Source organism: Janthinobacterium saanense (genome assembly GCF_014200675.1).
GTDB lineage: Bacteria > Pseudomonadota > Gammaproteobacteria > Burkholderiales > Burkholderiaceae_D > Janthinobacterium.
The window spans coordinates 63,581-77,381 of the sequence record NZ_JACHCI010000020.1 but is presented as its reverse complement, the minus strand read 5'-3'; the positions used below and the strand labels follow the sequence as shown (position 1 = coordinate 77,381).

Genomic DNA, 13,801 nt, shown 5'->3' with positions numbered 1-13,801 from the left:
TACCATCGTTTTTTTGTTAAAAAAAAGGGGGAGCTGCTGCCACCCCTTTTCCATTACTGCTGCGTCCTACAAACCGCTATCTTGCGATAGCGCGGCCATTAAGCCTGTTCGTTGACTTCGACGAATTCGTCGCCAGCGGCTGCTTTAACCAGTTCGATAACTTCGTTACCGGCAGCTGCACGGCCTTCGATGATTGCGTCAGCAACACCGCGAGCGTACAAAGTGATGGCTTTCGAGGAGTCATCGTTACCTGGGATCACGAAGTTCACGCCTTCTGGGGAGTGGTTGGTATCGACCACGCCGATAACAGGGATACCCAGTTTAGCTGCTTCAGTGATCGCACCTTTGTGGTAGCCAACGTCAACGACGAAGATTGCGTCAGGAACGCCGCCCATGTCCTTGATGCCGCCGATCGATTTTTGCAGCTTGATCATCTCACGGGAGAACATCAGCGCTTCTTTTTTCGACAGCTTTTCGATCGAACCGTCTTCGATCATCGCTTCCATGTCCTTCAGGCGCTTGATCGAGGTTTTGATCGTTTTGAAGTTGGTCAGCATACCGCCCAACCAACGTTGATCAACGAAAGGCACGCCAGCGCGTTGTGCTTCAGCAGCGATGATTTCGCGAGCTTGACGCTTGGTGCCGACCATCAGGATGGTGCCACGGTTTGCAGCCAGTTGACGCACGTGCTTCATTGCGTCCTGGTACATCGCCATGGTTTTTTCCAGGTTGATGATGTGGATCTTGTTGCGATGACCGAAGATGAACGGTGCCATTTTTGGATTCCAAAAACGGGTTTGGTGACCAAAGTGGACACCGGCTTCCAGCATTTCGCGCATTGTTACGGACATTATTAACTCCAGGGTTGGGTCTGGAATCCGATCAGTCACCATACAGGCACCCTTGTCGACCGGATTCGCTTGTTTATATAAATTAAAGTCAGCCCAGCTACAGGCCGCTTGTTGCATCGCTCAAAATGGAATTCAAGCAACCCGGGATTCTACACCGAAATGACAAGGGCATCAAGTGCGCGCTGCAAATGAAAAAGCCCGCCAGGCGAACCTGGCGGGCTTTGCGCATACTTGTCAGACTATCACCCTAGACTCCTTGCGGAGCGCGGGATCAGAAAGCCTGGTTGTAGCGTACGTAGAACACGCGGTCGATCGGTGCGTTAGGATCAACTGCGGACGAGGAGGAAGTACCCACGCCGAGGCTGGTCGCTGCGTACATCAGACGTGGTGCACGGTTAAACAGGTTGTTGGAGCCGACAACGATCTCACCCTTCCACGGCGTTTTGTACGCCACGCTCAGGTCGACATAGGTGGTCGAACCACGCTTGTTGTAACCACCGCCATCATAACTAACACCTTCATCATCAGGATTCGAGCACTGGATGTCTGCTTCCAGGCACAGATCCTTCACACCGCTGGTGTAACGGCCGGTCAGCGTAGCCGCCCAGTTACCCATCATCCAGTCAAGGCTGATGTTCGACTTCAAGCGCGCATAGGTGAACTCGCCGGCATATTCCTGCCAGTCGCTGGTCGCCGACGCTTTTTGCTTGAACGAACGCAACACGGTCGACTCCGTACGGATGGCAAAGTTACCATACGCGGTGCGCGGCAGGCGGTAGCCCAGACTGATATCGAAACCTTCGGTCGACAACTCACCTTTATTGATGGTGCCACGCGACAGACCGGTGATGGCACCAGTCGCGTCACGAACAACGTCGCCGCAATACTTCTGGATATTGTCAGTCACGCAGTTGCCGATGACTTCTGCAGCGGTCCAGCCCGAGATCTGGTTTTGCACATTAATTTTGAACCAGTCCAGGCCAACCGTCAGACCAGGTACATACGATGGGTTATATACAAAGCCCAAAGTTTTGGTTTTGGCAGTTTCAGGTGTCAGCGTATCATTGCCTACGCCGCCATTAAAAGGAACGGCCGACTGCGCACCAGAAGCACCCACCGCTACGCTACTTTGATTGAGCTGGCGGTAACCGGCAGGCACACCGGTCGCTGCGCAACGCTGAGCGACAGCCGGATTACGTGCAGCCAGACCATAGCGGCTGTCGCACGGATCGAGGTAGGAATCGAAACTCTGGCTACCGCCACCAAAAGTGTCGCCCAGCGCAGGGGCACGGAAACCTTGCGCCCAGGTGCCACGTACCAGCAAGTCAGTGACAGGCTTCCACATCAGGCTGGCTTTGCTATTGGTGGTGCTGCCAAAGTTGCTGTAGTCCGAATAGCGGCTAGCCAGATCCACGGAAAGGAATTTGGCAAACGGCTGGTCTTTCAACAGCGGAATGTTCGCTTCCAGGTAAATTTCTTTGACGGTATAGCGGCCTTGGGTCGTATTGGCCGCCAGATCGGTGGAATAGCCCGATTGCTCGAACTGACCAGGACGGTCATAACCACGCACTTCGCGGTGCTCCACACCACCGGCAAAACCAACTGCACCAGCCGGTAATGTAAACAGTTCACCCGACAGATCGGCAGTTGCACTGTTAATAGTGCTACCGTAGGTACCCTGACCCGTCGACATCACATAGGCGATTGCGTCCGGATTAGATGCCGATGGACCTCCCAAAATATTAAATGGCGTACATTGGCTAAAAGCAATCGGGCTGGCAGCCGTACCACATTGCACCACGCCGTTTGCATTGAGGAACGATGGACCTAAGGCCTTTTTCAGGTTCAGCAGGTTCAAGTTGCCGGTGCTGACGTTGGTGCCTTGCAGCGAGCTATGGTTGTAGCCAGCGCTCCAGCTCCATGGCAGGCCGCGCAAGGTGAATTCGCCTTCCAGAGTTGCATCAACGTGCAAAGTCTGGTTGCTATTATCAGTTACGCGTGGCACCTCAACCATGCGGCGTGCGAAGTACAGGTCCTGGCCCTGACCGGCGCCAGCAACTTGGTTGCCGTATGGATTGAAATAGCTATCCTTATCAATAAACACACGATAATTAGGCTGCGACGCGCTATTCAATGGATAGCCAGCGACTTGACGCGATGAGTTGCGCTCCGAATACATGGCCGTCGTCGTGAAGCGCATATCCATAGGCAATTCAATCGTGCCTTTGGTAAATATCGTCGTCAGCTTGGTCGGCGCCGTAAACATCATTTGCTGCGTCGAATTGTACGTATCTGCTTGCGCACCAGTGTAGGCATGGTAGTTGGCCGGATTGCGGGCATCGGCACCAACGCCGGAGCCATCAAATGAACCAGTGTGATTCAGGTAGCGGTTAAAGCCAGCAGGATTGCTGACACCAATCGAGCTGATCGGCGTAATACGGCCCCATGGGCCCGCGCCGAAACCGGCACCAAAGAAATCGCCCGTGCCATAGCTTTGCGATGTGATATCGCGCTTGCTCGCCCATACCGGATCGGTCTGGCTATGCGACAGGCCGAACATCATCGAGGCTTTTTCGCTATTCGCGCCATACGACAGCGAGTAGTCACTGGTTTTGCCATCGCCCTTTTGGTTAACGCCCTTGTAGACGCTGACGGCACCGCCTTCGAGGCGCTTTTTCAGAATGATATTGACCACGCCAGCGATGGCATCGGAACCATAGATCGATGAGGCGCCATCTTTCAAGATATCGATGCGCTCGATCATGGAAGCAGGTACAGTCGACATGTCGGTATAGCCATCAACCGATTGCGTCCAGCGCTTGCCATTGACCAGCACCAGCAGGCGATTGGCGCCCAGATTGCGCATATCGATGTATTGACCGCCCTGTTCGCGGTTCGAGGTCAGGACAGCGCCCTTGCTGAACGCAGGCGTACCGGCCGAAGTCATCTGATTCAAAATATCGCCGACAGTGATCAGGCCGGTAGCCTGAATTTGCTGAGCAGTGATTTTTTGCACAGGTTGCGCAGTCTCCAGATCAACCTGGCGAATACGCGAGCCGGTAATTTCTACACGTTGAGGGGCCTCTGCTTCCGCTTGCGCCTGAGCAAAAGCGGTCAGCGTATTCAATGCCATTGCCACCGCGATAGCAATTTTAGTGCGTTGATGCATACATTCTCCGATTTGAAATATTACTTACCGACCTAGTTTGGTCAGATTTTTATAAACATAAAATGAATTATGTCCAATGCCATTTGAACTCCATGCCATCGCCTGTACTTCCAGACGCCCTTCGCCTTGTGAGCAAACCAGCAAGATTTCCATGGCTGCCCAACATCAAACCATTTCCAAAGCAACACTGTCAATATGACAGGAAAGTGAATTCAACAAAGAAACAACACATTTAAAAAGCCACACAAATTTGGTGTCCTTAAGAAAAAAACGTTGTTATGCTACATAGCAATTGTGCATGTGCCAGCTCGATGCAACGGCACAGCCGCTGCATGTGCACACGCCATCCCAAGGCGCACCAGCCTCATTTTTCTGGACTGGGCTACAAGCCTTAAATCATCTGAAAATTTACTACGCAGATATTTACTGCAATCCGCCCTCTGCTTTTCAATGCTTTTCATCACGCACCAATCTGGGGCATTGACATTGCACCACTATCCCCTCCGGCAAGGACAGGGCGAATTACATCTGCCTCGTTTATAATTTCGGCATATTTGCGGATTTCTCCTTATTACAGGACTCATCTGTGCTTTTTTTACCGAATACCTTGCAGATTGCGACCCATATCATGTCCACCATCCGTATCAATTCCGCCGCCGACATCGAAGGCATGCGCGTCGCCGGCAAACTCGGCGCCGAAGTGCTCGACTACATCGCGCCATTCGTCAAGGTAGGCGTGACCACGGGCGAACTCGACCGCCTTTGCCACGAATACATGGTCAATGTGCAGGGCACCATCCCTGCCCCGCTGAACTATTGCCCACCGGGCTACACGCCCTACCCGAAAGCCATCTGCACCTCCGTCAACGACGTGATCTGCCACGGCATTCCGGGCGACAAGGTGCTCAAGAGCGGCGACTCCGTCAATCTCGACATTACCGTCATCAAGGATGGCTACCACGGCGACAACAGCCGCATGTTCCTGGTCGGCACGCCGTCCATCCTGTCCAAACGCCTGTCGGAGATCACCTACGAATGCATGTGGCTGGGCATCGCCCAGATCAAACCGGGCGCCCATCTGGGCGATATCGGCCATGCTATTCAGCAACATGCGGAAAAAGCCGGCTATAGCGTGGTGCGCGAATTCTGTGGCCACGGCATCGGCAAGGTGTTCCATGAAGAGCCGCAAGTGCTGCATTACGGCAAGCCTGGCACCCTGGAACGCCTGGAAGCGGGCATGATCTTCACGGTCGAGCCGATGATCAATGCGGGCCGCCGCGAGATTCGCGAAATGAACGATGGCTGGACCATCAAGACCAAGGATCGCAGCCTGTCGGCGCAGTGGGAACACACGGTGCTGGTCACGGAAACCGGTTTTGAAGTGCTGACGGTGTCGCCAGGCATGCCACCGCCGCCGGCCATCGTCAGCGCGGCCTGATTTTCGCCATTAACTATCGTCACCCGCCAGCCACACCTTCAGGGCACAGATGAACAAGCACCTCCGGGAACAGCTTAAACAGCAACTGAAAGCCGACCGCCAGGTCGTCATACTGGCCTTCCAGGCCGACGGCAAGCCCGAGAAACTGTTGCGCAGCCTGCGCCATAGTGTCGATGGCGTGCTGGCGCGCGCCTGGCAAGAGGCGCAGTTGCCGCCTGGCACAGCGCTGGTGGGCGTGGGCGGCTATGGCCGCGGCGAACTGTTTCCCTATTCCGATATCGACCTGCTGATCCTGCTGCAACAGGCGCCCGATGCTACTACGCGAGGCAAGCTCGAAGAGCTGGTGCAACTGCTGTGGGACCTGGGCCTGGAAATCGGCCACAGCATCCGCACCGTCGACGAGTGCATGAGTGAATCGAAGGCCGACATCACGGTGCAGACCAGCTTGCTCGAAGCGCGCCTGGTGTGCGGCAACGCCGAGCTGTTTGCGCAGTTGCAGCAGCGCTACCAGGCGGCGATGGACACGCAGGCGTTTTTCCACGCCAAGACGGCGGAAATGCGCCAGCGCCACGCCAAGTATGAAGATACGGCCTTCAGCCTGGAACCCAATTGCAAGGAAAGTCCGGGTGGCTTGCGCGACTTGCAGGTGATCCTGTGGGTAGCCAAGGCGGCCGGCCTGGCGAACTCCTGGCGCACCCTGGCCACCAGCGGCCTGATCACCTTGACCGAAGCGCGCCAGTTGATGGAGAAAGAGCGCGCCTTCAAGGATATCCGCGTGCGCCTGCACTTGCACGCAGGCCGCCGCGAAGACCGGCTGGTATTCGACGTGCAGACGGCGATTGCCGAATCCCTGGGCTTGCAGGCCACAGGCAGCGGCCCGCATATGCGCCGCGCCAGCGAATTCTTGATGCAGCGCTATTACTGGGCCGCCAAGACGGTGACCCAGCTCAACACGATCTTGCTGCAAAACATAGAAGCCCGCTTGTTCCCGCAAGATGACAAACCGGTGCGCATCAATGACCGCTTCAATGAAGTCAACGGCCTGATCGATATCAGCGCCGACGATACATTTGAAAAAAATCCTTCAGCCATGCTGGAAATCTTCGTGCTGATGACGGAGCGGCCAGCCCTGAAAGGCTTGACCTCGCGCGCCACGCGGGCGCTCTGGCACGAGCGTTTCAAGATCGACGCCGCCTTCCGCCAGGACCCTGTCAACCGCGCCCTCTTCCTGCGCATCATGCAGGCGCCCGTGGGCATCATCCATGCGCTGCGGCGCATGAACGAGATGAGCATCCTGGGGCGTTATTTGCCGAATTTCCGCCGCATCGTGGGCCAGATGCAGCACGACCTGTTTCATGTCTACACGGTCGACCAGCACATCCTGATGGTGGTGCGCAATATGCGCCGCTTCACGATGAGTGAACACGCACACGAATACCCGTATTGCAGCCAGCTGATGGCCGATTTTTCGCAATCCTGGCTATTATATGTCGCCGCCCTGTTCCACGATATCGCCAAGGGCCGCGGCGGCGACCATTCCAAGCTGGGCGTGGCCGACGCCACCCAGTTCTGCCAGGAACATGGCTTGTCCGATGAAGACACGGAACTGGTGGCCTTCCTGGTGGAAAATCATCTTTCCATGTCGCAAGTAGCGCAAAAGCAGGATATTTCCGACCCGGACGTGATCGCCGCGTTTGCCAAAGTCGTCAAGGATGAGCGCCACCTGACGGGCCTGTACTTGCTGACGGTGGCCGATATCCGCGGCACCAGTCCCAAGGTGTGGAATGCCTGGAAAGGCAAGCTGCTGGAAGACCTGTACAAAGTCACCTTGCGGGTGCTGGGCGGCGAACCGCATACGGCCGACCGCGAGCTGAAAAACCGCCAGCACGAAGCGCTGGCCACCCTGCGCCTGTACGGCCTGCCGCCTGACGCGCATCAAAAACTGTGGCAGCAGCTGGACGTGGCGTATTTCCTGCGCCATGACGCCTCCGACATCGCCTGGCAGACGCGCTCGCTGTACGATAAGCTCGACAGCAAATTGCCGGTGGTAAAATGCCGGCTGGCGCCGATCGGCGAAGGCTTGCAAGTGGCCGTCTACGTGCCTGACCAGCCAGACCTGTTTGCCCGCATCTGCAGTTATTTCGACCGCAAGAACTTCAGCATTCTCGACGCGAAGATCCACACGACGAAAAACGGCTATGCGCTCGACACTTTCCTGGCTACCGAGCAAAGTTTCGCCAAGAGCTACCGCGACATCATCAGCCTGATCGAGCATGAACTGGGTGAACTGCTGCAGTCGCAAGCGCCGCTGCCGCCGCCCGGCAAAGGCCGGCTGTCGCGTTTGTCGCGCACCTTCCCCCTGCAGCCCACGGTCGACTTGCGGCCCGATGAAAAAGGCCAGTACTACCTGCTGTCGGTGGCCGCCAATGACCGCACCGGCTTGCTGTATTCGATCGCCAATGTGCTGACCAAATACCGGGTCAACTTGCATACGGCCAAGATCATGACCCTGGGCGAGCGGGTCGAAGACGTGTTTCTCGTCGATGGCCCCACGCTCAGCAATGCCCGCAACCAGATATTGCTGGAAACCGATTTACTCGATGCGCTCAAGGTCTGAAGTATTCACTGTTCAAACCAAGCGCATCGCCACTCTTACCGACACTGAAACACACACCATGACCGAAGAATTATTACGCCTGTCCAAACGCATGTCCGAACTGGGCCTGTGCTCCCGCCGCGAAGCCGATGAATGGATCGCGCGCGGCTGGGTCCGCGTGGACGGCAAAGTGGTGTCCGAACTGGGCAGCAAAGTCTTCCCCAGCCAGCGCGTTACCGTGGAACGCCAGGCCGCCGCCGAACAGTCCAAACGCGTTACCGTCCTGATCAATAAACCGGTCGGCTATGTCAGCGGCCAGGCCGAAGATGGCTACACGCCAGCCGTGGCGCTGATCAAGGCAGAGAACCGCTGGGCGGAAGACCGCAGCCCCGAGCAATTCCACCCCACGCAATTGCGCAGCCTGGTGGCGGCCGGCCGCCTGGACATCGATTCGGTCGGCTTGCTGGTGCTGACGCAAGACGGCCGGGTGGCCAAGCAGCTGATCGGCCACGACACCGATATCGACAAGGAATACCTGGTACGCGTGCAATACACCAAGGGCGGCACCCTGCCCGACAGCGATTTGCGCAAACTCAACCATGGCTTGTGGCTGGACGGCAAGCCACTGTTGCCCGCCAAGGTGCGCTGGCAAAACGAAGACCAGCTGAGCTTTACTTTGCGCGAAGGCAAGAAACGCCAGATCCGCCGCATGTGCGAAGCCGTCGGCTTGAAAGTGCTGGGCTTGAAACGCGTGCGCATCGGCAAGGTCAAGCTGGGCGACTTGCCCGTGGGTCAATGGCGCTACCTGAGCGCGGACGAGCAATTTTAATCCGATAAAACACGGCAAAGAGTTACGCAGAGCAAAGCGCTGCGTATATCAGCCGGTACGGCGCATTCCGAAAAATTGCTGCAAGAAAAGCAATCATTGTGATTTGATTAGCATATCTTGCCTTAAGCCTATACACTATTGCCCATCAGAACATAAGAGATAAGCTGTCGTGAACGATCCCATTCCCAATCCCCTGCGCAAAGGTGCGCCCAGCCTGGCCGACATAGCCGAGCCCATGGCGCCAGGCACCAAGCCGCACCACATGAGCGACCCGTGGGATATCGGCGAAACCCTGTGCAGCCTGGCTGACAATGGCGACGCCATTTCGATCTACCCGAACGGTGGCGACGATGTGCTGATGGCGCGTGTATTGTCGGTCGATGACGACTTGCCGCAATTCATACTCGAACTCAATGAAGGCACGACCCTGCCCGACGGCAGCGCCACCTTTGTTTCGTGGGTGCACAATGCGAAGCTGCAATTCACCATCAATGGCGAATGGGAAGCCCATCCCGAGCGGCCGCATGTCTACCAGGTCAACTTCCCCAGCCATTGCCTGGTGCTGGAACGACGCGAATCAACCCGCCTGGAAACACCGCTGGGCGTGTATTACCTCGCCGCTTTCGTGCTCGAGGGACGTCCTTATGAATTGCAGCTGTATGATTTCTCGGCTGGCGGCATCGGCATGCGCGCCCATCCGCGCGATACCGTGGGCCTGTACGTGGGACGCAAGCTGTTGCGCGTGCGCCTGGAACTGGGTCCCAGCAAGGTCATGATCGCCGACCTGGAAATCCGCTTGTCGCGTACCTTCCGCTCCTTCCTCTTGGGCGAACAAGTGCAGATCGGCTGCCGCTTCCTGAACCTGACGGAAGCCATGCAGGACGAATTGAAAGTGCTGCTCGATCAGCTGGGCAGCAGCCGCAAGGTACGCTAAGCAGCGGCAGCGGCAGCGGCAGGCGCCGCCACAATGGCCCCCTGAATATGATGCCGCTGCAGCGCCTGTGCGACAAAACCACTGGCCTTCATGCGCTCGACGAAAGCCGCGAGGAAATCGGCGGCTTCCTGGCCACGGCTTTTTGGCAGGCCCATCGCCTGTTCAATCACCATAAAACGCTGATCGAGCAAACGCAGGCCGTGATGTTTTGCCGCATCGGCCTGCAACTGCTGCCTGACGCCAGCGGCCACCTCGGCGCCATCGCGCAAAAAAGTTGCCACCACCGTTGGCGAGGTGGCGCTGCGCAGCAGCGTGGCGCGCTGCAAGGTGCGCGTCAGGAACAGGTCGTAGGCGCTGCCCTTGCCCACCACCACCCGATTTTGCAACACATCCACCTGCGCATTGCTGGTGATCGGCGAGTCCTTCCTGACCAGGTAAAACCCTTCGATATCGACATACGGCGCGGTAAACGCGATGCCTGCCCCGCGCAGCGGATCGACCGCGAAAAAGCCGATATCAGCGCGTTCGGCCAGCACGCCCTCGACCGACTTGCCGGCGGCCTGGACCACGACAAGTTCCAGTTCAGCCCCCAGCAGCGTGGCGAACGCCTGCGCCAGATCGACTGAAACGCCGACCGGACGCCCCTCCGGGCCAGCCTGCGCCAGAATGGGATTACCCAGGTTGATGGAAGCGCGCAGTTTTCCAGTTGGCAAGAAGGCAGCGCGGATAGCCGGCGGGACGGCAACGGCCGGCTGCGGCGCCGCATGCGCGCCTTGTGCGGCCATGCCGCCAGCAAAGACCAGGCCGCTGCTACTGAGCAAGGTACCAATAAAGTGACGACGATTTAACACAGCAATCTCCTTGAAAACATCTTAGCGCTGCGCCGAAGATACCACCGGCGGCTGCTTGTAAGGCTTTTTACGCTCGCGGGCAACATCGGAAGCACTGATGCGCGGCGCCTGGTTGCCCCAGCTATTGCGCACGAAGTTGACCACCTCGGCCACATCCTGGTTGTTCAGCGAAGCGCTGAAACCCGGCATCGTCAAGGTCGACGGCGAGCTGGCGGTTGCCGGCACGCTCGCGCCCATCAGCACCAGATGCACTATCGATGTCGCATCCTTGCTCTGTACCACCGGATTGCCCGCCAGCGCAGGAAACACGCGCACATAGCCTGCGCCGTCGCTGCGATGACAGCCAGCGCAGCGGTTGACATACACTTGCGCGCCGGGCTGGCGAAGATCGCCGGCCCGCAAGGCCAGGGTGGCGGCCGCATCATCAAGGTGCGGCTTGCTGGCCGGATCGGTAGGCGCCAGCGATTTCAAATAGGTCGCCAGGGCCAGCAAATCCCTATCATTCAAGTGCTGGGTACTGTTGGCCACCACCTCGGCCATCCCTCCAAACGCCGAAGCGTGGCGGTTGCGTCCGTTACGCAGGAAGGCCATCAAGTCGTCCAGCGACCAACTGCCCAGGCCATCGCGGTGGTCGCCGCGCAAGTTGCTGGCGACCCAGCCGTCGAGCGGCGCCGCGCCGGCCAGGAAACGGGGATCGGCATTGCTCATCGCCTTCTCCTCCATCGTCACATGACGCGCCGTGTGGCAGGCGCCGCAGTGCCCCAGGCCTTCTGCCAGGTAGGCGCCGCGTTTCAGCAGCTGCTGGTCTGACGGCGCAACGGCAGGCGCCTGATAGTCGGCGACGAACATCTTGCGCCACACCGTCAACGGCCAGCGCATGGACAGCGGCCAGATGATGTCCACCGGCTTGTTGGCTTGCGCAACCGCTGGCACGCCGTGCATGAAATACGCGTACAGCGCCTGCATATCCTGGTCGCTGACGCGGGCGTAGGATGGATACGGCATGGCCGGGTACAGCGTCTGGCCCGATGGCGTGACGCCATGGCGCACGGCGCGCTCAAAATCGGCATAGGAATACTTGCCGATACCATGCGCGCGGTCCGGTGTAATGTTACTGGAGTAAATATCGCCTATCGGCGTGCCCATCTTCAGGCCGCCGGCAAAGGGCTGGCCGCCAGACACCGTATGGCAGGCAATGCAGTCGGCCGCCTTGGCCAGATAGGCGCCGTGCTGTATCAGGTCGGCAGACGGTTGCGCGATAGCAGCACCCGGCAGCGCAAGCAGGCCAAGACAGGCTGCAAGCAAACTGGACATTAATGGCATTTTCATCATGGGAATCCGTGTGATGGTTTAGCCCGCAATCAACTGATGGGGCGACTTCAGGTAGTGGGCCTTGATCGCCGCTGCCGAGTAGTAAGTCAGCGCCGCCACCAGGCCTGTAGGGTTGTACGCCAGGCCATTGGGGAACGCCGACGCACCATGCACAAACAGGTTCGGCACCTGCCACACCTGCAAATACTTGTTGACCACGCTGGTCGAGGGATCGCTGCCCATGATGGCGCCGCCGTTCAGGTGCGTGGTCTGGTAAGTGCGCGTATCGAAATGGGCGCCCGGCTTGCGTAGCCCGGAGGATATTTCTACCGGCTCAAGCGCCCTGGCAATTTTCATTGCCTGCTCACCAACATAGGCCATCATGCGGGTATCGTTATCCTTCCAGTCGAAGGTCATGCGCAGCAGCGGTAGACCGTTGACGTCACGGTAAGTCGGATCGAGGTCGAGATAGCAATCGCGGTAAGCCATGCAGGAACCCTGCAGCGCCACTGCGGTCGAGTGCAGGTACGACTGCTTGAGCTCTTTTTTCCACCCGCTGCCCCATTGTGGCGCACCGTGCCGTATCGGCTGCGCCGCGATCGGCTTGTTACCGCCATGCGCAGACCAGATGGCCGAACCGCCAACAAAACCTAGCGGTCCGTGATCGAAATGGTCGGCATTAAAGTCGTCGATTGCCACGCCGGCGCCGTCGGAACCGATGAAGGAATTGGTGTAGCGTTCCTGGTCGAGCTGCAGATTGATCTTCGCCACGTTCTGGTACGTAAAATTCTTGCCGACCACGCCAGTGCCGCTGACCGGATCGTAAGGCTGGCCTATTTCCGACAGCAGCAGCAAGCGCACATTATTGTAGGCAAAACTACACACCAGTACCATGTCGGCGGTCTGCTCGACGCTGCGCCCGGACGCATCAATATAGGTGACGCCGGTGGCCTTGCTGCGGGTGCTGTCGAGATTAATTTTTTGCACAGTGGAGCGGGTGCGCAGTTCAAACAGCGGCTGCAGCTTCAAGGCTGGCAAGATATTCAGGTTGGGTGTCGCCCGGGACGAGTTGTAGCAGACATAACCGCTGCAAAAGCCACATAAATTGCACGGCCCCATCTGGGCGCCGTAGGGATTGGTATAGGGTCCGCCGGCATCGGCCGAAGGAATCGGATACGGGTGAAAACCGAGATCGGAAGCCGCCTTGCGGAACATCGCGCCGGTGTACATCTCCGGCATCGGCGGCAGCGGGAAATCATGGGAGCGGTCGGGCGCAAACACATTGCCCTTGCCGACCACCTTGCCCTTGACCGTATAGGCCACGCCGGAGGTGCCGAACACCTTTTCGGCAAAGTCGAAATACGGTTCGAGCTCGTCGTAAGTGATGCCGAAATCCTGCGCCGTCATCCCTTCGGGGATGAACTTCTTGCCATAGCGCTCAGTGTAATGGCTGCGTATGCGCAGTTCGTCCGGCGACACCCGGAAATGCACGCCGCCCCAGTGCAAGCCGGCACCGCCCACGCCGTCGCCGGGCAGAAAGGCATGCAGTTGCCGGTACGGCACGGCAGTGCCATTGGCGGCATGGCGAATGGTGACCGTCTCGCGGCTCAGGTTTTGAAACAGCTTGCCGCGCGTGCCATAGGTCAGCTCATCGATCACGCCCGGGTACAGGTCATCGGTGCTCAAATCGCGGTTCACGCCCCGTTCAAGCGCGACCACACGCAGGCCGGCATCGCTCAATTCCTTGGCCATGATGGCCCCCGTCCAGCCAAAACCGACGATCACGACATCGGTATGTTGCATCTTAATCTCTGCCATGGTG

Annotated in this window: 9 protein-coding genes; 4 read left to right on the top strand and 5 right to left on the bottom strand. The window is 58.1% G+C overall.

The genetic code is table 11. From position 1 onward, the window contains the following. Positions 1–98: 98 nt before the first annotated feature. Both rpsB and HDE72_RS22360 read right to left on the bottom strand, forming a co-directional pair. On the bottom strand, positions 99–851 hold the full coding sequence (rpsB, locus tag HDE72_RS22365) for a 30S ribosomal protein S2 (protein WP_183676515.1): 753 nt from the start codon (positions 849–851) through the stop codon (positions 99–101). Positions 852–1,122: 271 nt separating this feature from the next. After that, the gene (locus HDE72_RS22360; RefSeq protein ID WP_183745959.1) at positions 1,123–4,020 is read right to left on the bottom strand and encodes a TonB-dependent receptor domain-containing protein; all 2,898 of its coding nucleotides are present in this window, start codon (positions 4,018–4,020) and stop codon (positions 1,123–1,125) included. Positions 4,021–4,648: 628 nt separating this feature from the next. Here HDE72_RS22360 and map point away from each other — a divergent pair. The 4 genes from map to HDE72_RS22340 all read left to right on the top strand — a co-directional run bounded on the left by map (position 4,649) and on the right by HDE72_RS22340 (position 9,817). After that, positions 4,649–5,458 carry a type I methionyl aminopeptidase gene (gene map, locus HDE72_RS22355; RefSeq protein ID WP_183745956.1) on the top strand — a complete coding sequence of 270 codons (810 nt, stop codon included), beginning with the start codon at positions 4,649–4,651 and terminating at the stop codon, positions 5,456–5,458. Between the two features lie 49 nt (positions 5,459–5,507). Next, positions 5,508–8,075, top strand: coding sequence for a [protein-PII] uridylyltransferase (locus tag HDE72_RS22350; protein WP_183745953.1), 2,568 nt, complete (start codon positions 5,508–5,510; stop codon positions 8,073–8,075). Between the two features lie 58 nt (positions 8,076–8,133). Further along, complete coding sequence (locus HDE72_RS22345; RefSeq protein WP_183745950.1) at positions 8,134–8,883, top strand: pseudouridine synthase; 750 nt, start codon at positions 8,134–8,136, stop codon at positions 8,881–8,883. A 169-nt stretch (positions 8,884–9,052) separates the two neighbouring features. After that, complete coding sequence (locus HDE72_RS22340) at positions 9,053–9,817, top strand: flagellar brake protein (protein ID WP_183745947.1); 765 nt, start codon at positions 9,053–9,055, stop codon at positions 9,815–9,817. On the opposite strand, the gene HDE72_RS22335 is transcribed toward HDE72_RS22340, so the two are convergent. The 3 genes from HDE72_RS22335 to HDE72_RS22325 form a co-directional block, all read right to left on the bottom strand. Further along, positions 9,814–10,602, bottom strand: coding sequence for a transporter substrate-binding domain-containing protein (locus HDE72_RS22335; RefSeq protein WP_183746058.1), 789 nt, complete (start codon positions 10,600–10,602; stop codon positions 9,814–9,816). The two genes, HDE72_RS22340 and HDE72_RS22335, sit on opposite strands and share 4 nt — an antisense overlap. Positions 10,603–10,689: 87 nt before the next feature. Next, positions 10,690–11,982 (bottom strand): c-type cytochrome, encoded by a 1,293-nt coding sequence (locus tag HDE72_RS22330; RefSeq protein WP_183745944.1) that lies wholly within the window; start codon positions 11,980–11,982, stop codon positions 10,690–10,692. A gap of 36 nt (positions 11,983–12,018) precedes the next feature. Beyond that, entirely contained in the window at positions 12,019–13,797 is a 1,779-nt protein-coding gene (locus HDE72_RS22325) for a GMC family oxidoreductase (protein ID WP_183745941.1), read from the bottom strand. Positions 13,798–13,801: the final 4 nt, after the last annotated feature.